The sequence below is a fragment of the Methylocapsa polymorpha genome (assembly GCF_045689225.1).
GTDB lineage: Bacteria > Pseudomonadota > Alphaproteobacteria > Rhizobiales > Beijerinckiaceae > Methylocapsa > Methylocapsa polymorpha.
Genome location: NZ_CP136862.1, coordinates 1,395,942 through 1,416,670 on the forward strand (window position 1 = coordinate 1,395,942; position 20,729 = coordinate 1,416,670).

A 20,729-nucleotide genomic window follows, 5' to 3' on the forward strand; every position below is an offset into this window, starting at 1 on the left:
GCGGCTAGGAGTCGTCAGGCGAGTTCGACGTCGCGCAGCTTGACGATGACGTCGACTTGCGCGATGCGCTTACCCGCGGGCGGCGGGGGCAAGCGCAGAAGATCGACCGCGACCTGCGGGATGTCGATTAGAATATTCGCGCCTTCAACGAGAAAATGATGATGGTCGGTGACATTGGTGTCAAAATAGGTTCTGGATCCGTCTATGGCGATCTCGCGCAATAGGCTCGCTTCCGTGAACTGATGCAGGCTGTTGTAGATCGTCGCGAGCGAAATCGAAACGCGGGAGGCCTGGGCTTCCTCCTGCAGCCTTTCAGCGGTGAGATGGCGGTCGCCCTTGGCGAAGAGCAGCCAGCCAAGCGCGATCCTCTGCCGCGTCGGCCGAAGCCCGGCCGCGCACAATTTCACGCGCAAATCGTGAAACGGGCATCCCGCCAGCGAGCCAAGCGGCGCTTTCGCGTGGTCGGCGCGACGCGACTTCATCGAGCGTTTGGAGGGCGCCTTGCTAGGGGCCATGCGGACAGCTACCTCATTACAGCTTATCCGGCGCAGGGCCGGCGGGCGAATCTTTTGAAAGATAAGGCATTCCTCGCCATTCGGCAACCAGCCGCTTTTTCCCTGGCATGGGCGCTGCTTGAGCTATCGACCGGGTTCCCCATATAACCGGTCGAGAAAGGCCGCCCCCAATGCCGCAGATCACGATATATACGACAGCCACTTGTCCCTATTGCCGTCGAGCCAAGGAGCTATTACGCAAAAAGAGCCTCGAATTCACCGAGATCCCCGTCGACAATGACCCAGCGGGCCGAATGAAGATGATGGAAAGAGCAGATGGCCGGATGACCGTGCCGCAAATCTTTTTCGACGACATGCATATCGGCGGCTGCGACGATCTATACGAGCTGCATTACGCAGGTAAGCTCGACCTGCTTTTGGCAGACTTGGCGCGATGATTAAGTTCGCCTTGGTTTGCGCGAGCGGGCATGAATTCGAGAGCTGGTTCCAAAATGGAGCGGCTTTCGACCATCAGGCCGAGGTTGGCCTCATCCTTTGTCCCGCATGCCGGACGGCAAAGGTGGCGAAGGCCATCATGGCGCCGGCCATCGCAAACCATCGCCGTGACGAACTGCTTCCCGCTAAAGCCCCGACGCCCGCCGAACCGGCCGCGAATGTCGCCTTACTTAATGACGGCGACCGGGAGCTGCGCGCGATGATCGAGGACGTCCGCAATCGCATTTTCGAACATACGGACAATGTGGGCGCGCGCTTTTCCGAAGAGGCGCGCAAGATCCACCAGGGGCTTGCCCCCGAGCGCGCCATCCATGGCCTCGCGAGCTTCGAGGAAGCGCAGGCCTTGATCGAGGAAGGCGTCGGAATTTTGCCGATTCCGACGTTTCCAGGCGATTATAATTAGGACCGCGTCGCCTTGACGCGATCCGCCCCCGGCGCGTCGGCGAGCCCGCGTTTGCGCAAAAGCGCTTCGGGCGAAGGCGCGCGGCCCCGGAACCCTTTATAGGCCGTCTCCGGATCGCGGCTATAGCCGGCCGAATAGACATATTCATGCAGCCTCTTCGCGATCGCGGGATCAAAAATATCGCCGCTCTCCTCGAAGGCTTCAAAACCATCGGCGTCGAGAATTTCCGACCATAGGTAGCTGTAATAGCCCGATGAATAGCCGTCGCCGGAGAAAATATGCTGAAAATGCGGGGTGCGGTGGCGCATCACGATGGCGTCCGGCATCCCGAGCCTCTCGAGCTCCTTCTTCTCGAAAGCGAGAACGTCGATCGCGCCCGGCTCCGGCTCCAAGTGAAGGCCGAGATCGACCAAGGCGGAGGCGGTGAATTCGACCGTGGCGAAGCCTTGGTTGAACTGGCGCGCCGACAAAAGCCGCTGCAGCAGCGCCTCCGGCATCGGCTCCCCGGATTCATGATGGACGGCGAACCGGCGCAGGATCTCCGGCTGCTCCAGCCAGTGCTCATAGAGCTGAGAAGGAAATTCGACGAAATCCTGGGCGACGCTCGTGCCCGATATGAAGGGATAGGTCACATTCGACAGCATGCCGTGCAGCGCGTGGCCAAATTCGTGAAACAGCGTATGCGCGTCGTCGAAGCTCAAAAGGCAGGGATCGTTCTCGCCCGCCTTGGCGAAATTCAGCACATTGACGATGATCGGCAGCACTTCGCCATCGAGCCTGCGCTGATCCCGGAATGAGCTCATCCAGGCGCCGCTGCGCTTGGACGATCTGGCGAAATAATCGCCGATGAAAAGCGCGACCTCCTTGCCGTCCGGCCCGACGACCGTCCACGAGCGCGCTTCCGCGTGATAAAGCGGGATATCCTTGCGCTCGACAAAGGAGAGGCCGAACAGACGATTCGCCGTATAGAAGGCCGCCTCGATCAATTTGTCGAGCTGAAGATAGGGCTTCGTCTCCCCTTCATCGAGGTCGAACAAGGCCTTGCGGCGCTTTTCGGCATAGTAGCGCCAGTCCCAAGGCGCCACCTGGAAATTGCCGCCTTCCTCGGCGACAAGCGCCTGCAAAGCCTCCTGCTCGTTAAGCGCGCGGGCCCGAGCCCGCTCCCAGACTGAATGCAAAAGGCCGAGCGCAGCGTCCGGCGTTTTCGCCATCCGGTCGGCGAGGCGGAAATGGGCGAATGTCTCATAGCCCAGAAGCTTAGCCCGCTCGGCGCGAAGCTGGACCATCTCCGCGGCGATCAGGCGATTATCCGTCGCGCCGCCAGTCTCGCCCCGCAAGGCCCAGGCGCGGAAGGCTTTTTCGCGCAGGTCGCGCCGCGCCGAAAATTGCAGGAAAGGCTCGATGCTGGAGCGCGCCAGGCTGACGGCGTGCTTGCCGGGAAGCCCGCGATCCGCCGCCGTCTGGGCCGCGGCGGCGACAAGCGAGGGCGGCAGGCCGGCGAGATCCTCCGGCGCCTGAAGCACCAGGAGATAGTCTTTCTCATCAGCGAGCACATTCTGGCCGAAGGCCGTGCCGAGCGTGGCGAGACGCTCGCCGATCCCGGCGAGCCGCGCCTTGGCCCCCGCCGGCAGGCCACCTCCTTGGCGCTTGAAAGCGATATAATAGCGTTCAAGCACCCGCGCCTGCTCGGCGTCGAGGCCGAGTTTTTCGCGCCGAGCCTCCAGCGCTTCGACCCGGCGAAACAGCGCGTCGTTCAGGTAGATTTCGCTGCGATGACGCGAAAGCGCGGGCGCGATCTCGCGCTCTATGGCCTGGAGCTCGTCATTCGTGTGTGAGCCGGCGAGATTGAAGAAGACGGAAGCGACCCGATCCAGGGCATGCCCCGAGCGCTCCAGCGCGCCGATCGTGTTCTCGAATGTGGGCGGCTCGGGATTGGCCGCAATGGCCGCAATCTCGGCGCGCTGCTCGGCGAGCGCCGCCTCGAAACCGGGCCTGAAATGCTCCGCAGCGAAGCGATGGAAAGGCGGCGCCTCGAACGGCCCCGTCCAGGGTTCGAGAAGCGGGTTCGGCTCGCTCATGCTTGTCTGATCCATGTCGGGGCGATCCAGTTTTTATGCGAGCGCTCAATATAGTGAGTTTGGGCGGAGAGATACAATTCATCTGGCGCGTGGGGATCTGGTCAGATTGAAACCCCGGGTCTGCGCCGCTTTTGAGCAGCCGCGTTTGAAGGGACCTTCGCCACCGGTTTCTCGCGATATGTTTTGCTACAGCCGCTTTTGACAACTTTGGGTCAAAATAGTCCTGGCTGATGGGACTGCTGAGTCTGGGTCAAGTAGGAGCAAGACAAAATCAAATAAAAATGCGCCTAGCTAAACCCAAACTTAAAACATTTGGTCGGCTGATGACAAATGTTAAATTATATCCTGCGACAGGTGAAATGTCGTATCTTAATGATCACCCCAAAATACAGATCTGTGTCTTCGTTCAGTCATACTAGCTTCAATGACAGACACGTAAGTTGCGCCAACTCGAATCATATCGAGCGAACGCCCGCATTGGGGGAAAGCATTCAGAATGAAAATCAAGAATTTACTATGTGGCTTGGGGGCAAGCCTCATCGCTCTGTCCGCGAGCCTCGCCGCACGCGCGGACGACGATAATTATCGTCACTCGCCTGAGGGCTACAAGGGCCTGAGGATTTCCTATGTGCCGAACAGCTTGGCCCAGTCGGTGATCAAGGATGGGCCTTGGACTTTGCACGAGTCGGGCCATTTCAAGCACGATGCTTCGGGCATCGTCCCCACCACGGCGGGTCCCCCTTATTCGGGGTCGGGCGTTCCCTATGCGGCTTATTGCAACGCCGCCGGCGCGCTCGCGGTCAATCATGGCTTCAGCCTGATGCAGCCCTATTATTTCCCCTTCGTGCGCCGTCGCGGCGACATTCTCGAAGGTTTTTTCGACTATCGCCCGCGCAATGAGCAGGAGGCTGCGGTTGAGGCTATCTCGACCGACTGGGGCGCTTCCTGGATCTTCAAAGGCGAGGCGCTGGCGCTCAATCCATACTGCCCATGGGACCCAACCGATCCGGACAATCTCAATGTGAATGTGAACGGCGTCAAGACAGCCTACGGCTCGTCGAGCGCCAATGCCGCGGACAATGGCCTCGGCCACCCCGTGGTCCTCAACATAAATGGCGTGCAGCGCATCTATCAGCTGAACCGCGCCAATAACCATATCGATTCCGACCAGCTGGTGGTTCACACGCTCCGTCCGTCGCCGGAGGGCTCCCTGTCCAAACTTCCGGACTTCGGCTATGTCAGCCCGCTCGCCTCAGGCGGCTATCCGAAGCTTGAAAGCACGGCCACGGCGACAAGCGGCCTGGTGAACCCCGACGCGATCCTGGGCGCCGCGCCCACCGGGACGACGACCGCGGTCCTTTATGTGGAAAAGACGCTGAACGGCGACACCAGTTTCCCGGCTGCCCAGCAATGCTCGAACACGCCAGCCTTCGCGCTCACCAATCTGATCAACGGCAAGCCGCGCAAGCCAAACCATGATGTGACGGCCGTCCGCGTGGCCACCACGACGGATGGCGTCAATTTCACCGATGTCGGCGTCGCCAGCGGCCTCAGCGATCCGACGACAGTGGCGCTGAACGGCATCCGCTATCTCGGCAGCGGCAGCATTCTCCCGCTCGCGGACGGGCGTTACGGCATGTTCTTCGGCGCTGGCAATTGCCTCGACAACGACTCTGACGGGTTCCACTTCATCGGATATGCCGAGACCACCAATCGGGTCACGCGGCCAAGCGACCTTTTGAGCTGGCGCGTCGTCAACGGTCTCGACAATCCGATCCTGTCAACCGACACAGTCACTGATCCTTCGGGCCCGCGGCCATATCCCTTGAACCCGCCGATCGTGAATGTCAGCGGCGCCGACGCCCTAAGCGCCGCCCAGGTCGCGCCGTTTGCGCCAGTGGCGGGCGGCTACAACTCGAATTTCTTCAGCGGCCGGGTCTATGACCCGCAAGCGCTGTACACTGACTCTCAGACTGTGACGATCGTTTTCGCGGGCTACGACACGCCGCAGCCCAGCAACAATCTGGGCGACTATCGCTCAATCGGCCGGTTCCAGGTCCAATTCCCGCGCTACTATATCGCAGCGCCGTTCTGAACTGATTGGGGGGCCGGGCAGGCGCCCGAGCCCCCCATTGCCGCGGTCACGCCAAGGGACTGACCCGGCACGCCGTTTCATGTCCTCGGAAGTCTCTGACGTGGCGAATGACGCATTAATATGGCGGCCTATCCGAGCTTCGAAATCGTCCAGCGGCTCGGCCCGCCGCCCTCAAACGCAGCCCTCAAACGCAGCCCTAAACCCGCAGCAGCCGCTCATTCTCGTCCAAATGCGCCTGCCAATGCTGGCGCTCGAGCTCGGGATCCTGATGCTCTTCCTGCGGGATTCCGATGCAGAGATAGGCGACGAGCTTCCACGCGGGCGGCGCCGCTAGCGTTTCGGCCAGCGCCTTCGGGTCAATGATCGAGACCCAGCCGACGCCAAGGCCTCGGGCGCGCGCGGCGAGCCAAAGCGTGTGGATCGCGGCGACGACGGAATAATCCAAGGCTTCCGGCATGGTCCTGCGGCCGAGCCCAGCGCCGGCCGGCGTCGCGTGATCGCAAAACACGGCGAGATGGACCGGCGCCTCGCGCAAGCCCGCAAGCTTGAGGCGGGCATATAGCGCGGCGCGTTCGCCCTCATAGCATTTGAGTGCGGCGTCGTTGCAAGCGGTGAAATTATCAATGACGGCAAGGCGGCGCGCCTCCGTCTCGACGCTGACGAAACGCCAGGGCTGGCTGTTGCCGACCGAGGGCGCCAGCGCGGCGATCGCCACAAGCTCCTCGATCAGCGCGATCGAGACCGGGTCCGGCTTGAACCGGCGCACGTCGCGCCGCCATTTGAAAAGATCTTCGAGGCGGCAAGCGAAGGCGTCATCGAAAGTCGGTGGAGTCTCGCTTGGGTCTCCGCGCCTCACCGGCCCGCCCGCTGGACGCCCAGGCCGGCGGCTATGGCGGCGCCGTCATGAAAACTCGCGCCCATCTATCCTCCCACGTATTTTTCTTAATTGTTTACGTGGCGAACCTGAAATGCAAGACGTCGCCATCGGCGACGACATATTCCTTGCCTTCGAGCCGGAACTTGCCGGCCTCGCGCGCGCCGGCCTCGCCGTTGCAGGCGACATAATCAGCATAGGCGATCGTCTCGGCGCGAATGAAGCCTTTTTCGAAATCCGTGTGGATGACGCCCGCCGCCTGCGGCGCCTTGGTGCCCTGCTCGATGGTCCAGGCCCGCGCCTCCTTCGGGCCGACCGTGAAATAGGTGATGAGCCGCAAAAGCCCATAGCCCGCGCGAATGACGCGATTGAGCCCCGGCTCGGCGAGGCCGACGGCCTCCAGATATTCCTTCTGTTCGTCAGGCGCCAAAACCGCGATCTCGCTTTCGATCTTGGCGGAAACCACGACCGCCACCGCGCCTTCCTCGGCGGCGCGGGCCGCGACGGCTTGTGAGAAAGCATTGCCGCGATCGGCGGAGGCCTCCTCGACATTGCAGACATAGAGCACCGGCTTCGACGACAGGAGGCCGAGGCCGCTGAAAAGCCTCTGCTCCTCGGGCTTGACCTCGACGAGCCGGGCGGGCTTACCCTCGCGCAACAGCGCGAGGCAACGCTGGACGAGGTCGAACGTCTCCTTGGCTTCCTTGTCGGCGCCCTTGGCCTTTTTTTCGAGGGCCGTGACGCGCTTCTCCAGGGATTCGAGATCGGCGAGCATCAGCTCGGTCTCGATGGTCTCGATATCGTCAACGGGCGCGATCTTGCCTTCGACATGGGTGATGTCGGAATCCTCGAAACAGCGCACGACATGGGCGATAGCGTCGCATTCGCGGATGTTCGCCAAAAACTGATTGCCGAGCCCCTCGCCCTTGGAGGCGCCGCGCACGAGGCCAGCAATATCGACGAAGGTGAGCCGCGTCGGGATGATCTCCTTCGAGCCCGCGATCTTCGTCAATATTTCGAGCCGCTCGTCCGGCACGGCGACATCGCCGACATTGGGCTCGATGGTGCAGAAAGGATAATTCGCCGCCTGCGCCGCGGCGGTCTGCGTCAGCGCATTGAAAAGAGTCGACTTGCCGACATTGGGCAGGCCGACGATGCCGCATTTGAAACCCATGGAGAGAGACTTTCTATTGCTTCGCGATGCGCTTCAGAAATTCCGCGCTGAATGGATTGACGATCCGCATGCCGGAAATCAACTGGCCATCCTGCATGTCCTCGGAAATGAACAGCTTGCACCCGGCCATGAGAGCCGAGGCGATCAGCAGGGCGTCCCACCACTCCAGCCCCGCCTCGTCCTGAACCGCCCAGGCCTTGACCGTCGTTTGCGCATCAAGCGGAGCGATGCACCAAGGCGTGAGATGGGTCAGAAAAGATCGCGCCGCCTCAATCGGGACGAGGCGGCGCCTTTGCGTCAAAACCCTATAGCACTCATTTAGATTTTGGGGGCTCAGGGCCAAGGTATGGTTGGCGATCGTCCGCCTCAGCAAATCCGCTGACGCCGCGCGTTTCAAAGGCTCCGCTGGATCGAGCGCGTAGATCAGTATGTTGGTGTCGATGAAGAGCCTCGCGGTCATAAAGTTCGTCCCGCTTGGGCAGATCGGCGGAAACGCCAGGAAAACCCGGCCCGCTCAAGAAAAATTCGAGGCCGGCCATTTGATCCTTGCCGCGCCCCATGCGGGTTTCCAAGAGATTGCCGACATAGGCCGACATGCTCGACCCGGCCTTCGCCGCTTCAACGCGGAGCCATTCGGCGACATCCTCACGCAAGGTAATCGTCACGTTTTTCATGACACGGATATCGTGTAACACGGAATTCGTGTCAAGGGCCGGTGTTTGGGCGGGGTTGCCGGCAGAGACGCCGCAGGCGGTTTCCGCCTTAAACGGAACGGCCGACCCCAGCGTGAATGGATTTTGAAGTCAAGGACGCGCCAAAGGCGCGCCAGCTCCGCTGGCCAAGGTCCTTGAGTTCAAAATCCATTCACGCTCTGATGCCGCCGTCCGGTTTAAGGGGAGCTGTCGCTGGGTCAGCGAAAACGCGCCGTTACTTTTTTCGCTTCCAAAGTTCGTAGGCAATCCACGCCAACGTAAGAGAAAAGGCTCCCCCAGTTGCGAGTAGGACCTGAGAGCCAATAAAGTTCGCATAAAATAGAGCGGCTAGGCCAGGAATTGACTTCGGGGAATGTTTGATCGTTGATGTGACCGCCGACAATAAAGCGTCAGCAATCGCGTCTGGTCCTTTTTTATCCAAGCGGGCAATGATGCGGCCGACGAAGTCTTCAGAAGGGACCTTTCGGGCGGCTGCTTTTGCTCGGCTCTTCCTATTTGCATCAGGCTGCTTATGGGGCTGGACGTCGGAATGTTCCTCGCTCTCGAAGTCTCCCCTGACAATCGCAAGCGGGAGTGGCGTGCTGTCTTGGTCCGCTGGACTGGCAAGGTAGCGCGCCAAGGCAAGCGCCACGTTTTCTGCGAGAAGGATACGATCACCCTCTATTGTTAGTTGAACCGCTTTGTCGGCCGCGTTGGCGCTGGCTGTGGAGCTGGCGTTGAACGCGACGAGAACCCGGTCAGAAACGATTTCTGGAGCGGCGGCAATGGCTCCCGATATCAGATCCAGGGTCTCTTTCGCTTCGACAGCCATAGCGTCAGTGAGGTCGAGCGCCCGAATGGCCCGTTCATGCTTCTCCAGTTCGGGTATTGCGAACGCCTGGAGATCGACGAGCAAGTCCGCAAGCTCTAGCATCGAGCTTACCGATTCGGCGCTGAGCTCCCATTGCGCTGATGGATGCGCATAGGCTCTAGCCTTCGCAATGATAGTTCGGGAAGCGAGACGGAGTTGGTCCGGCTGAACATCAGTCGCACTCTCGCCCAATACGTCCAGCAGTGCGCTGACCGATCCTGCAACCTCCGGCGCGGCATCCGTGCTGCCGAGCCTGTCAGCAAGGCCCAGCGCAATCGTTCTGGCGCGAGCATGATATGCTGAAAATTGCGCCTCCCGGCCTGCCCATGCGGATGGAGACACAACATCGACGACTCCCTGCTGGACAATGAAACGTGTGGCGGGGCTCGCGGGAGGAAGAGGGGCTGCCGGCGGGGCCGGCTCCGTTGTAGGCTTCGCGTCAGGCCGAGGTCGGCGGCGCCGTTTGGAACGCCGCTTGATCTCGGCGTTCACGGCGGCGGGGCCCTTATCCCACAGCGCGTCCTCGATCCGAGCGTAAGCAAGCTCGCGCGCATCACTACGAAAGCGTCCGCCAAGCCGGCGGTCGTACCAGGTAGTCCAGACATCCCAATCTTGCCCTGCGGCCTGGAGGGTAGTCTTTAAATCCCGCCACAAAGACCCGAGATCGTCCGGTTGACCTTCAGGCCACAATGGCGAACCTGTGGTGATCGAAGCCATGGTGCCCTCATCCATGCTCGTGGCGTCAATGGAAATAGCGGACCAAAAGGCTGCGTCCAGGACAAATGCGGCGGCGGCTTCGGCAGCAGCGGCGACCGCATCGGTGGGAGCGCCGGCAGCGGTGAATGCGGCCGAGGCGGCTTCCGCAGCAGCGTCCGCATCGTCGGCGACATCGGCGGCAGCATGCGCGGCGAACGTGGCAGCATTATTCGCGACCTGCCAAGCGGAGGCCGCAGTCGAATGCGCCGGGTACTCGGCGGCGGTCCAAGCGGCACTGGTAGCACGAAAAATTGGTAGGATAAGATCGGAAATCAGATCAATGTAGTCCCCCCTGTGCGCCGTCCACGCGATCGGCAAAACGCGAAGGGCAGCTCGCGTCGCGACGGCCAGTGCAACCTCGGCCGGCTTCTTTTCCGCCCACGCCTCAAATTCTTTGGGGTTCTTGATCTCGACCAGCGTCCTCTCCTCCCCCTCCATTGGCGGCGCTTCGCCGATGCCAGGATGGGCGGGGCGGCGCGATTCGGCAAGACGCCCGACCCGCCCTCGTCCTTCGAGACGGGCTCTTCGAGCCCTCCTCAGGATGAGGGGCGCGAGCGTTCGCAAAAGCTCATGTGGCCTGCTCCATCACGCCCGCTTTCTTCAGAAACGCGGCCAATTTCGCTCGGATCTCATCGTGTCGGCCGACGAAAAGATGCCCGCCTGAATCGAGGCCGAGGAGCGTTGCGCGGAAAATGCCGGCGGCTGCGTAGCGCGCCGCGGGCAGCGTGTTGAAAAGATCATCCGCCGCCGCGACGATAAATGTGGGCGCGGCGATCTTGTCCAAGGGCCAGGGCGCGATCAGCGACGCGAGGTCGTTGCTCACGCCCGCGAGCCGCAAAGAGAGCGGCTGCACGCCGCGGATGACCGCCATCACCTTGTCGCGCTCGATCTCCGTCGCGCGGGCGACAAGCTCCGGGCGCATCCCTGACAGGCGGATGACGAAATTGGGCGCGATGCGAAGGAGGAGCCAATAGATGAAATCGGCGCCATTCGTCACGAGGCGGATCAAGCGGCGCGAGCCGGGATAATCGATCTTCGGACCGTCGCTCGGCGCGTAAGCGATCGGGCTTTCGAGGATCAGCGCCGAGACGCGATGAGGATGGCGCAAGGCAAGCTCGACGGCGCTCCGCGCGCCCATGGAAAAACCCAGCGCGACCACGCGGTCAAGGTTCAAGCAATCGAGCAAAGCCGCGTGGGCGTCGGCCTGCGCGGCGGGAGAGCCGTCGCGCGGAAGCGGCGTCCGCAAATAGCCAAAGCGTGAAGGCGCGACGATTTGGAAAGCGTCGCCAAAATTCTGCTTGCCGATCGAGATGCCCTGGTCATAGCCGCCGCTCGCGCCGTGAATGATGAGAGCGGGCGGCCCCAGCCTATCGCTCACATGTTCATCGCTTGCATATTCGATGAGGCCGGCAGATGTTTGGGCGAGCCTGCCTCCAGCGCGAACCTTGGCCCGAATGGCGTCAATATCCTTGCAATAGGCGAGATAGGTCGCCGCAACGGCAAGGAGGCCGAGACCGCAAAGCGCAACCCAAAGCCCAATCGCCATCGCATGTCTCGCATTCCGGCAGACGCCGAAAGCAGGCTAAGGGAATAGTCTAAAAAAGCCCATCCTTGCCGAGGCCGGCGGTTTCCATCGCGTGATGGATCTTGTTTTGAAAGCTTTCGTCCTCGCCCTTGGCGAGCAGCGCCGCATTGGCCGCAATCGAGACGCACAAAGCTTCGACCCAGGGCGTTTCGCTTTTGGCGAAATCGCTCAGGACGTAATTATGCACCAGCGCCTTGTCGCCCGGATGACCGATGCCAATGCGCACGCGACGATACTCGTTGCCGATATGCGCGGTCACGGATTTAAGGCCATTATGGCCGGCGTTGCCGCCGCCCTTCTTGACCCTGACTTTGCCGGGCGCGAGATCGAGCTCGTCGTGGAAAACCACCACGTCGCCGACGTCGATCTTGTAATAGCGCAGGGCGTCGCCGACCGCGCGGCCGGACTGGTTCATATAGGTTTCGGGCTTGAGCAGAAGGATGCGCTCGCTAGCCAGCGCAATCTCGCTGATGAGGCCTTGGAAGCGGGAGCGAAAGGCCGGCGCGTTGGAGTCGCGCGCGATCGCGTCGACCGCCATGAAGCCGATGTTGTGGCGATTGCCGGCATAGGCCTTGCCGAGATTGCCGAGGCCGACGAAAAGAAGCATGACGTCCGCTCAACGACAGGCGCGAAACCGCGCGAAGCAAGGGCCCGCTTCCAGGCAAGAAGCGGGCCCTCGCGATCTATTTCTTGCCTTTCGGCGGAGCCTTGGCGGCTGCGGCGGCAGGCGCCGCCTGGCGGCGGGCGCGGCCTTTCCACCCTTGCCGGCGGGCGCAGCGGCCGCGGCTGCGGCGGCTCCCGGCTCCTCGGCGACGACAAGCGGAGGCGCGATCGTGGCGATGGTGAAATCGCGGTCGCGCAGCGTCGGCTTGCAGCCTTCAGGAAGCGGAACGGCGGAAATATGCAGCGATTCGTTGATCTCGAGCTGGCCGAGATCGGCGACGATCGCGTCCGGAATGGCGTCGGCGGGCACGCGCATCTCGACCGAATGGCGCACGACGTTCAAGACGCCGCCCTTCTTGATGCCGGGGCTCGTATCCTGGTTGATGAAATGCACCGGAACTTCGACGCGCAGGCTTGCCCCTGCCTTGAGGCGCAGGAAATCGACGTGAAGCGGCTGATCCTTGACCGGATCGAGCTGGTAATCGCGCGGGATGACGCGCTGCTTTGCGCCAGCGAGATCGATCTCGAAGATCGTCGTCAGGAAATGCCCAGCGTAGATGAGCTTGTTCAATTCGCGATAATCCAGCGCGATCGGCTCGGCGGCGTCGCCGCCGCCATAGATCACGCCAGGAATACGGCCTTCACGGCGAACGCTGCGGGCGGCCCCCTTGCCTGTCCCGCTGCGCACCGTGGCCGTGAGAGTTTTAGTCTCGGCCATGTCGGCGCCTTTCGTGTATTCACATGAAAAAAGGTTGCGCCCGCGCCTCCAGGGGTGTCGGAAGGGACGCAGCCGTGCTTATAACGACGCCAGCGCCAAGGCGCAACGGGCTCGCGGGCGGTCGTCGGGCCGCGTCACATGACGAGCGAGGCCTTCACGTTGCGGCGCGATCGGACAGGCTTGGATTGACTCAAGGGCAGGGTATTCAGTCGCGATGGCCTTTGCCGAACGCGCCAGCGCCAAATATCAACTCGTCCTCCAGATTCCTTCCCGGCTGCGCGCGCTCATCCGGCGCGGCGAGATCGGCCTCATCGGCCTTGGGCTTGTCGCCGGCGCCATCGCGGGTCTTTTCGTCGCTGGCATTTTCGCCGCCTCGGGCGCGTTGCATCACCTATGTTTCGGGCGCCAGCAGGTGAGCAACCTGATTGCGCTCGAGACTCCAGCGCAAGCGTTGGCGCCTGTAGCGGGCGGCCTCATTCTCGGCCTTTCCGGTATTTTCATTCACAAGTGGCGGCCGCGCCGACCGGTCGATCCAATCGAAGCCAATGCGCTTCACGGCGGCCGGATGTCGATCCGCGACAGCATCGTCATTACCGCGCAAACGGTGGTGTCGAACGGCTTCGGCGCGTCGGTCGGGCTGGAGGCGGCCTATACGCAGATGGGGTCGGGGTTCGCCTCATGGCTTGGGGGGCTGTTTCGGCTGCGCCGCGCCGACATGCGCATGCTGGTCGCCTGCGGCTCGGCCGGCGCGATCGGAGCCGCATTCGGCGCGCCTCTGACAGGCGCCTTTTATGCGTTTGAGCTCATTCTTGGAACCTATACGCCCTTCGGCCTCGCTCCAGTCGGCGCCGCGGCGATTGGCGGCGTCCTGGTCTCACGTTTCCTCGGCTCGGCCGGCGCATTCATGGGCGAAGTCGCCGCCGCCTCGACGCTTTCCGAAGCCGACATGGCGCCGCTACTTGCGCTGGGAATCATCTGCGCCGGCTTCGGAATCGCCGTCATGCGGGCGGTGAGCCTTGTCGAGGCGGCGTTCAGATGGTCTTGCCTGCCGCAGGCGGCGCGCCTAGCGGTCGGCGGCATGATCGTCGGAGCCCTCGCGCTTGTCACGCCGCAGGTGCTGGGCTCCGGCCACAGCGCCTTGTTCGAGCTTTTGTTCGGAGCGGGTCCGCCTGCAGCCGGCGTGATCGCGACGGTGCTCGCCTTGAAAGCGGCCGCCTCGGCGATCTCGATCGGTTCAGGCTTTCGCGGCGGCCTGTTCTTCGCCTCGCTTTTCCTCGGCGGCTTGACCGGCAGGCTCTATTCCTTCGGCCTTGGCCTCATTGATCCCTCGCTCGCGCCGGACGCCTGGGTTTGCGCCGTCGTTGGAATGACGGCGTTCGCCGTCGCGGTGGTGAGCGGCCCTTTGACCATGAGTTTTCTGGCGCTCGAGACGACGGGCGATTTTCCGCTAGGCTTGGCGATGCTCGCGGTGTCGACGATCGTCTCGGTCATCGTCAGGCGGACCTTCGGCTATTCCTTCGCTACCTGGCGTCTGCATCTTAGGGGCGAATCGATCCGCAGCGCCCAGGACGTCGGCTGGATTCGCGACCTGACCGTCGGCCGCCTGATGCGAAGCGATCTCGACGTGGCGCACCTCGAAATGACCATCAAGGACTTCATCGGCCGCTTCCCGCTCGGGGCCGCTCAGTGGGTCGCGGCGATTGATCCATCCGGCCGCTACGCCGGCCTGGTTTTCGTTCCCGACGCGCATCTCTTCAATTTGGATGGGGACGCGAGCGACGCCACGCTTGCGAGGATAGCGCGCTTTCCCGATCGTTTCCTCACGCCGGCCATGAACATAACGCTCGCCGCGCAGCTCTTCGAGCAAAACGAGAGCGAGGCGCTCGCCGTCGTCGATAATGAATGCGATCGTTGCGTGATCGGCTTGCTGACCGAAGCGCATGTCCTGCGCCGCTATACGGACGAGCTCGATAAAGCGCGCCGAGACCTTTCAGGCGAGACCTGGACCGCGAATAGTTAAGCGCGCTTGCGCCGGCAAATTCACTGACGAAGCGGAGGCGGCCTCGCCGGAAAGAACATCCGATTAAATAAGCCAGATTCGTATTATTAGTCCTATAATTATTCTTATTAAAGCCCCTCCTGCGTCATTTCATCGCGCGGCTTTACGCTAGGGTAGCGAAATAGAGGTAGTTCGGCAATAAGAACTTGACCAAACGTCCTACTTTAGCCTATATGATCGCTCATTATACGCTATGCTGAATGGCATCCTTCTTTAGTTTGTTTCCTGAAGGCCGAGCCGGCTTCAATGGCTTCCTGGCCCAAAGCTAAATCGAAGGAATCCCCAGGCTACGCCAAATTTATTCTTTAACGCGGGCGCTGATTAATGATAATTCGCATCAGGTCCTGATGTTCGACTCAGTTCATGAAACGGGCAAGACGCGACCGGAGGAGTCTTCAGGATGCCCCAGGTTTTGACATCGAACTCGCCACTTTCTTCGGCTCCCGCGGCGGCCGGCTTGCGACCCAATCAAGATCGAGTCGTCATCGGCGGCGTGACGCTCGCGCTCGACGAAATCCTGAACATGGAGCTTTTCACTCCGGATAAGGTGAGGGCTTTTAGCGAAACCTTCAAGAACAATAAGCCGTTTCAGCATATCGTCTTCGAAGGCTTGTTCGCGCCCGCACTCCTCGAGCTGATGTATGCCGAGTTCGATCGGCAGAAATGGAGCGATTGGAGGCGTTTCGACAATACGCATGAGCGCAAGCTCGGATCGCTGCCCAACACCCGGTTCGGCCACGCGACGCAGCTCTATTTCAACACGATCCATTCCGGCTTCTTCGTCGAATTTCTCCAAAAGATTACCGGCGTGGAGGGGCTCCTTCCCGATCCGACGCTCGCGGCCGGCGGCCTGCATGAGATACCGGAAGGCGGACGGTTCTCGATGCACATCGACTTCAATCAGCACCCGATCACTCGGCTCGACAATCGTCTGGTGTTCATCACCTATCTCAACAAGGACTGGCTGCCTTCCTATGGCGGCGCGCTTGAGCTTCACGGCATGGGCGACGACAATAGCAAGGTCGCGATCGACCCCGTTTTTGGACGATCCGCTCTTTTCTATCATTCCTCGAAGAGTTTGCACGGCCACCCGGATCCGGTTAACGCGCCGGCTGGGCGCCCGCGACGGTCCGCCGCCGCCTATTTCTACAGCAATGGGCGCTCGGACGGGGAAAGCCCGGAATTTCACACGACGCTCTACCCCAAGCCGGCGCCGCTTGTGCGAAATGAGAAATTATCGAATATCCTGAAATATCTGAGCCCGCCGGTCTTGGTCGACGCTGTGAGGCTGGCCAGGAAAACCATAAAGCGATAGCGCGAGACGATCGCGCTTGCGGAAGACCCTCAGCCTGCGAGGGCGAAGCGTAGTTTACGCGAAATCGCAAGCAGCCCATACTTACGCGGCCGCAGTCGGGCGATTCGCGCCTGAAGCGGCGAATGCGCCAGAATGGCGAATGATTTCGCAGTCGGCTTGCCTGCGGCTACTCCCGGTTGGCTCCGGTCCGCCTAGAGCATGTTCTTAAAAAAGTTGACCGACTTTTTCGATCAGAACATGCTCCAGCTCTTTGAATTTGAGCGATTCCTTTTCGATCAGATGAGTCCATCTGATCGGGAAGCGCTCTAGGAGCGAGGTCGCAAGCTTTGTCAATTAGTCCCCGCCGCCTTGTCACTGGGGAAAAACACGAGGACGACGCGGAGACTTCCCTGCGTCCGCTGATGCTTGCCGATTTCACCGGCCAGGAGGCCGCGCGCAGCAATCTCAAGGTTTTCATCGAAGCCGCCAAAGCGCGCCGCGAGGCGCTCGACCACGTCCTGTTGTGGGGTCCGCCCGGACTTGGCAAGACCACCCTCGCGCAGATCGTCGCCCGCGAGCTTGGAGTCAATTTCCGCTCGACCTCGGGACCGGTCATCGCCAAGGCGGGCGATCTCGCCGCCCAGCTCACGGGGCTTGAAGAGCGGGACGTGCTTTTCATCGATGAAATTCATCGCTTGAACCCGGCGATCGAGGAGATCCTCTATCCGGCGATGGAGGATTTTCAGCTAGATCTCATGATCGGCGAGGGCCCGGGCGCGCGCTCGGTCAAGATCGACCTCGCCAAATTCACGCTTGTCGGAGCGACGACCAGGGCGGGACTTTTGACGACGCCGCTGCGCGATCGTTTCGGCATCCCGATCAGGCTTGAATTCTACACTGTCGAAGAGCTGGAGCGCATCGTCCGGCGCGGCGCGCGCGTGCTCGCCGTCACGGTCTCGGACGACGGCGCCAATGAAATCGCGCGGCGCGCGCGCGGGACTCCCCGAATCGCCGGACGTCTCTTGCGCCGCGTCCGCGATTTCGCGGCGGTCGACAAAGAGCCCAAGATCACCCGCTCGGTCGCCGACAAAGCGCTGCGCCTTCTCGACGTCGATACGATCGGGCTTGATCAGATGGATCGGCGCTATCTCGACACGGTCGCCATTTCTTTCGGCGGCGGCCCCGTCGGAATCGAGACGATCGCCGCGGCGCTTTCCGAGCCGCGCGATGCGATCGAGGACATCATCGAACCCTATCTCATTCAACAGGGTTTCTTAAAGCGCACGCCGCGCGGGAGAGTCCTCATGCCGCTCGCCTTCCGGCATCTCGGGCTAAAGGAGCCGGATCTCGAAAGCCGGCAATTCGGGCTGTTTTCAGAGGCTGACGACAGCGCATCTTGAACGGGAAAGCCCAAGCGCGTCGATCCACGTGCGGGTCGTCGGGCCCTGCCGCTTGAACCTTTCGCTTCCGCCGGGGCTCGAACGCAAGATCAGAGAGCTGTCGTCGCGGCGAGAGCATCGCGCTCCGGCTCCGCATGACAAACGCCCTCGGCCGCCGCCCCCATCGCGGCAAGCATTTCGGCGATCGAGGACGCAACATGGCGGGCCATAGACTTGCGATTTGTGTCACGGCCATAAGCGAGAGGCGCGCCGAAGACGAGATCGCAGCGGATCGGATCGCCTTTGAGAACCGACCAGAGATGCGGAAGCAGTGTGGCGTCGCCATACCATGCGGCTGATGGAGACGAATATCGGATCGCAACCGGCTGCACGGAGACGGTCTCGACGTCATAGGCCTTGGCGAGAAGATCGCGCGCGGCGGCGAAATGGGAGCTGTGAAACTTGCGAAGCGTCAGGCCGTCGCCCGTCGTGCCTTCGGGGAACAGAAGCGCGCAACGTCCGGCAAGCATGCGTTGCGCCATAGCCGAATTCGCGCCCGGAATCGTCTTTCGTTTCTTTCGATCCACAAAGACCGTCTCCTGCAATTGGGCGAAGGCCGAGATCACGGGCCAGCTCCCCACCTCTTTCTTGGCCAGGAAACAGATCGGCTCGACGCTGCAAAGCGCAAGGATGTCGATCCAAGAAACATGATTGGCGGCGAGAAGCCGAGGCCCGCCCGGAGCCGAGCGTCCCTCCGCGATGACCTTTATCTGCAGCAGGCTCGCCAGCGTCCGGCCGAAGAGGATCGGAATCCAAAGCCGCAGCGGCCAGCCCCGGCGCAAGGCGACCCATTGAAGCGGAGCAGCGACCAGCAAGAAAAAGATTAGCGCCAGACCGATCATCGTAACGCGCAGATAGGCCATGAGTCTTTGCAGATCCGTGAAGCGATGCGCTTCCGCTTAATACGGCAGACTTGCAGTTTGATGACAGCTCCGCGTCATTTTTCTGCAAGTTCGAGCTTAAGCTCCATGGCTCAGTGACCTGACTCCTCGTCATGAAAGCTTCGCGCGGCGCCCCTACGTTGGTTGTTTCCACCTCTTTGGCGAGATTTGCGAAATCATGTGGTCAATCGGCACGCCCTTAGGGGGGATCGTTCAACGCCCCGCCCGCTTCATCAAACCGCGCCGCATGATTCGCGACTTGGGGGGCTTGCCTGCGACGCTTGGCCGATTCGGACAATTCGAAGTCAGGCTTGCGACCACCAAGCAAGAGATCCGCAAGGCGCAACGCTTGCGTTTCCAAGTCTTCTATGAGGAAGGCGGGGCCACGCCGCAGCAGGGCGCGGCGCTGATCCGGCGCGATATTTGTCCCTTCGATGCGATCTGCGATCATCTCCTCGTCATCGACACGGAGGCGCGAAATCGCTTCGGCCGCCTCAAGCCGAAAGTGGTCGGCACCTATCGCCTATTGCGCGGGGAGGTCGCGCAACGCCGCCTCGGCTTCTATAGCCAGCGCGAGTTCGACATTGCCCCACTCCTCGCGCGACACGCCGACAAGCGGTTCCTTGAGCTCGGCCGCTCTTGCGTCCATGCGAAATATCGCTCGAAACGCGTCATCGAGCTCTTGTGGCGCGGACTCTGGCTCTATGCCAAGCACCATCGCATCGACGTGTTGATCGGCTGCGCGAGCCTGCCCGGCGTCAATCCTCTCGCGCTCGCTCTGCCCTTGAGCTTCCTGCATTATCAGGCCTCGGCCGTCAACGAATGGAGTGTTCGCCCAATTGCCGGCCGCGTGGAGATGGCAATCCTCGATAAGGCTGCGGTCGACCTACGCAGAGGGATCGCGGCGCTGCCGCCCTTGCTCAAGGCCTATCTGCGCGTCGGAGCTCGGTTTGGCGACGGGGCGGTGATCGACAAGCAATTTGGAACCACCGACGTCTTTACGATCATGCCGCTCGCGGATATCGAAGAGCGCTATGTCAGCTATTATGGCGGCCCGATGGAAATGCCGGATAGCCTTGTCGCCTGAGCCGCATCTCGGCTTTATGATTTATCGGACCGTGTTTTGATGCGGAAGCGAGCGCGGCTCGTTTCGCGTAGGCGATCATAGATATTCGGCCACCCTAAGTTGCAGGACGCCAGCGAATCTATGGATGAGCGTTGCGTGGCTAAACGCGCATCATGGCCTCTGCTTAATTTTTTATTGAATTGTCGCCAATTTGCGCCGCCGCCGTAAGGCCCGAGCAAGATATGTGGAACAGATTCCGACTGTTCCCCTCGGAAGCAAACAGCCATGCTCACGGCGACGCTCTATTACAATTCAATCATAAAAAACTACCCGAAGACCTTGGCCTCAACCGCATCGGAGCCAACCGTCGTCCAAGCAACCAAATATTACCTAGCGAACATCGGCAATGTGAAATCCGTCAATGACCTTTTGAACAACGACAAGCTCTACACTTATGTCATGACGGCCTTTGGCCTCCGCGACATGATGAATGCGAAAGGGCTAATCCGCCAGGTTCTCGAAGGCGGCGTCTCCAGCAGCAAGAGCCTCGCCAATACGCTGAACGATCCGCGTTATAAGGCGCTCGCCACGGCGTTCAATTTCGCCGCAAATGGCGCGGCGGCGACACAGGCGACGTCTGCCCAACAAGGCGCCGTCAACAATTATGTAGAACAAACGCTCGAAAGCGACGTCGGAAAGCAAAACCAAGGCGTCCAGATGGCGCTCTACTTTCAGCGCATGGCCCCAAGCATCACCAGCGCCTATAGCATTCTTGCAGATAAGCAACTGTTGAGCGTAGTGCAAACCGCTCTTGGCTTGTCGCCGCTGATGTCAACCGAGCCGATTGACACGCAGGCCGCCTTGATCAGCAAGCAGTTTAAGATCAGCGATCTTCAGAACCCGGCCAAGCTGCAGAAATTCATCGAACGCTTCACCGCGACCTATGACGCCCAGAACGGCTCGACGCAGCCGACGTCTCCGACATTGTCTTTGTTCACCGGCAACTCGCCCGGCATCAGCTCCAATCTCCTTCTCCAACTCGCAAATCTGAAACTGGGAGGCTCTTAGCTC

17 protein-coding genes and 1 pseudogene are annotated in these 20,729 nt (G+C 61.2%); 8 read left to right on the forward strand and 10 right to left on the reverse strand.

What is annotated here, in order from left to right; genetic code table 11:
- Positions 1 to 14: 14 nt before the first annotated feature.
- Positions 15 to 515 (reverse strand): iron response transcriptional regulator IrrA, encoded by a 501-nt coding sequence (irrA, locus tag RZS28_RS06535; protein ID WP_407340524.1) that lies wholly within the window; start codon positions 513 to 515, stop codon positions 15 to 17.
- A gap of 170 nt (positions 516 to 685) precedes the next feature.
- On the opposite strand from irrA, the gene grxC reads away from it, so the two are divergent.
- Together grxC and RZS28_RS06545 are read left to right on the forward strand one after the other, a co-directional pair.
- Entirely contained in the window at positions 686 to 952 is a 267-nt protein-coding gene (gene grxC, locus RZS28_RS06540) for a glutaredoxin 3 (protein ID WP_407340525.1), read from the forward strand.
- Positions 949 to 1,413: a DUF1178 family protein gene (locus tag RZS28_RS06545; protein WP_407340526.1), complete on the forward strand. Its 465-nt coding sequence runs from the start codon at positions 949 to 951 to the stop codon at positions 1,411 to 1,413. The genes grxC and RZS28_RS06545 overlap by 4 nt, the downstream gene beginning before the upstream one ends.
- Here RZS28_RS06545 and RZS28_RS06550 read toward each other — a convergent pair.
- Positions 1,410 to 3,491 carry a M3 family metallopeptidase gene (locus RZS28_RS06550; protein WP_407340527.1) on the reverse strand — a complete coding sequence of 694 codons (2,082 nt, stop codon included), beginning with the start codon at positions 3,489 to 3,491 and terminating at the stop codon, positions 1,410 to 1,412. The genes RZS28_RS06545 and RZS28_RS06550 overlap by 4 nt on opposite strands.
- A 496-nt stretch (positions 3,492 to 3,987) precedes the next feature.
- Here RZS28_RS06550 and RZS28_RS06555 point away from each other — a divergent pair, with 496 nt between their 5' ends.
- Complete coding sequence (locus tag RZS28_RS06555) at positions 3,988 to 5,586, forward strand: hypothetical protein (RefSeq protein WP_407340528.1); 1,599 nt, start codon at positions 3,988 to 3,990, stop codon at positions 5,584 to 5,586.
- A gap of 196 nt (positions 5,587 to 5,782) precedes the next feature.
- Here RZS28_RS06555 and bluB read toward each other — a convergent pair whose 3' ends face one another.
- The 7 genes and pseudogenes from bluB to RZS28_RS06590 all read right to left on the reverse strand — a co-directional run bounded on the left by bluB (position 5,783) and on the right by RZS28_RS06590 (position 12,919).
- The gene (gene bluB, locus RZS28_RS06560) at positions 5,783 to 6,442 is read right to left on the reverse strand and encodes a 5,6-dimethylbenzimidazole synthase (RefSeq protein WP_407340529.1); all 660 of its coding nucleotides are present in this window, start codon (positions 6,440 to 6,442) and stop codon (positions 5,783 to 5,785) included.
- A 94-nt stretch (positions 6,443 to 6,536) separates the two neighbouring features.
- Positions 6,537 to 7,634 carry a redox-regulated ATPase YchF gene (gene ychF, locus RZS28_RS06565; RefSeq protein WP_407340530.1) on the reverse strand — a complete coding sequence of 366 codons (1,098 nt, stop codon included), beginning with the start codon at positions 7,632 to 7,634 and terminating at the stop codon, positions 6,537 to 6,539.
- Between the two features lie 13 nt (positions 7,635 to 7,647).
- Positions 7,648 to 8,094, reverse strand: coding sequence for a PIN domain-containing protein (locus tag RZS28_RS06570; protein WP_407340531.1), 447 nt, complete (start codon positions 8,092 to 8,094; stop codon positions 7,648 to 7,650).
- 467 nt (positions 8,095 to 8,561) lie between these two features.
- Positions 8,562 to 10,391 (reverse strand): hypothetical protein, encoded by a 1,830-nt coding sequence (locus RZS28_RS06575; protein WP_407340532.1) that lies wholly within the window; start codon positions 10,389 to 10,391, stop codon positions 8,562 to 8,564.
- Positions 10,392 to 10,521: 130 nt separating this feature from the next.
- Positions 10,522 to 11,499: an alpha/beta fold hydrolase gene (locus tag RZS28_RS06580; protein ID WP_407340533.1), complete on the reverse strand. Its 978-nt coding sequence runs from the start codon at positions 11,497 to 11,499 to the stop codon at positions 10,522 to 10,524.
- A gap of 49 nt (positions 11,500 to 11,548) precedes the next feature.
- Entirely contained in the window at positions 11,549 to 12,145 is a 597-nt protein-coding gene (gene pth / locus RZS28_RS06585; RefSeq protein ID WP_407340534.1) for an aminoacyl-tRNA hydrolase, read from the reverse strand.
- A gap of 76 nt (positions 12,146 to 12,221) precedes the next feature.
- Positions 12,222 to 12,919, reverse strand: a pseudogene (locus tag RZS28_RS06590) (50S ribosomal protein L25/general stress protein Ctc).
- A 214-nt stretch (positions 12,920 to 13,133) separates the two neighbouring features.
- On the opposite strand from RZS28_RS06590, the gene RZS28_RS06595 reads away from it, so the two are divergent.
- The 3 genes from RZS28_RS06595 to ruvB all read left to right on the forward strand — a co-directional run bounded on the left by RZS28_RS06595 (position 13,134) and on the right by ruvB (position 17,672).
- Positions 13,134 to 14,939: a chloride channel protein gene (locus tag RZS28_RS06595; protein WP_407340535.1), complete on the forward strand. Its 1,806-nt coding sequence runs from the start codon at positions 13,134 to 13,136 to the stop codon at positions 14,937 to 14,939.
- Positions 14,940 to 15,435: 496 nt separating this feature from the next.
- Complete coding sequence (locus RZS28_RS06600) at positions 15,436 to 16,293, forward strand: 2OG-Fe(II) oxygenase (RefSeq protein ID WP_407340536.1); 858 nt, start codon at positions 15,436 to 15,438, stop codon at positions 16,291 to 16,293.
- A 326-nt stretch (positions 16,294 to 16,619) separates the two neighbouring features.
- On the forward strand, positions 16,620 to 17,672 hold the full coding sequence (gene ruvB, locus RZS28_RS06605; RefSeq protein ID WP_407340537.1) for a Holliday junction branch migration DNA helicase RuvB: 1,053 nt from the start codon (positions 16,620 to 16,622) through the stop codon (positions 17,670 to 17,672).
- 89 nt (positions 17,673 to 17,761) lie between these two features.
- Here ruvB and RZS28_RS06610 read toward each other — a convergent pair whose 3' ends face one another.
- On the reverse strand, positions 17,762 to 18,574 hold the full coding sequence (locus tag RZS28_RS06610) for a lysophospholipid acyltransferase family protein (RefSeq protein ID WP_407340538.1): 813 nt from the start codon (positions 18,572 to 18,574) through the stop codon (positions 17,762 to 17,764).
- A 277-nt stretch (positions 18,575 to 18,851) separates the two neighbouring features.
- Here RZS28_RS06610 and RZS28_RS06615 point away from each other — a divergent pair, with 277 nt between their 5' ends.
- Together RZS28_RS06615 and RZS28_RS06620 are read left to right on the forward strand one after the other, a co-directional pair.
- A complete protein-coding gene (locus RZS28_RS06615; RefSeq protein ID WP_407340539.1) occupies positions 18,852 to 19,679 on the forward strand; it encodes a GNAT family N-acetyltransferase in 828 nt (275 codons plus the stop codon).
- 264 nt (positions 19,680 to 19,943) lie between these two features.
- Entirely contained in the window at positions 19,944 to 20,726 is a 783-nt protein-coding gene (locus tag RZS28_RS06620) for a DUF1217 domain-containing protein (protein WP_407340540.1), read from the forward strand.
- The last annotated feature ends 3 nt before the right edge of the window (positions 20,727 to 20,729 follow it).

Excerpts from the sequence above, each read along its gene's own strand:
- irrA (WP_407340524.1), bottom strand. The coding sequence starts at position 515 with ATGGCCCCTAGCAAGGCGCCCTCCAAACGCTCGATGAAGTCGCGTCGC.
- grxC (WP_407340525.1), top strand. The coding sequence starts at position 686 with ATGCCGCAGATCACGATATATACGACAGCCACTTGTCCCTATTGCCGT.
- RZS28_RS06545 (WP_407340526.1), top strand. The coding sequence starts at position 949 with ATGATTAAGTTCGCCTTGGTTTGCGCGAGCGGGCATGAATTCGAGAGC.
- RZS28_RS06550 (WP_407340527.1), bottom strand. The coding sequence starts at position 3,491 with ATGAGCGAGCCGAACCCGCTTCTCGAACCCTGGACGGGGCCGTTCGAG.
- RZS28_RS06555 (WP_407340528.1), top strand. The coding sequence starts at position 3,988 with ATGAAAATCAAGAATTTACTATGTGGCTTGGGGGCAAGCCTCATCGCT.
- ychF (WP_407340530.1), bottom strand. The coding sequence starts at position 7,634 with ATGGGTTTCAAATGCGGCATCGTCGGCCTGCCCAATGTCGGCAAGTCG.
- RZS28_RS06570 (WP_407340531.1), bottom strand. The coding sequence starts at position 8,094 with ATGACCGCGAGGCTCTTCATCGACACCAACATACTGATCTACGCGCTC.
- RZS28_RS06575 (WP_407340532.1), bottom strand. The coding sequence starts at position 10,391 with ATGGAGGGGGAGGAGAGGACGCTGGTCGAGATCAAGAACCCCAAAGAA.
- RZS28_RS06580 (WP_407340533.1), bottom strand. The coding sequence starts at position 11,499 with ATGGCGATTGGGCTTTGGGTTGCGCTTTGCGGTCTCGGCCTCCTTGCC.
- pth (WP_407340534.1), bottom strand. The coding sequence starts at position 12,145 with ATGCTTCTTTTCGTCGGCCTCGGCAATCTCGGCAAGGCCTATGCCGGC.
- RZS28_RS06595 (WP_407340535.1), top strand. The coding sequence starts at position 13,134 with ATGGCCTTTGCCGAACGCGCCAGCGCCAAATATCAACTCGTCCTCCAG.
- RZS28_RS06610 (WP_407340538.1), bottom strand. The coding sequence starts at position 18,574 with ATGGCCTATCTGCGCGTTACGATGATCGGTCTGGCGCTAATCTTTTTC.
- RZS28_RS06620 (WP_407340540.1), top strand. The coding sequence starts at position 19,944 with ATGCTCACGGCGACGCTCTATTACAATTCAATCATAAAAAACTACCCG.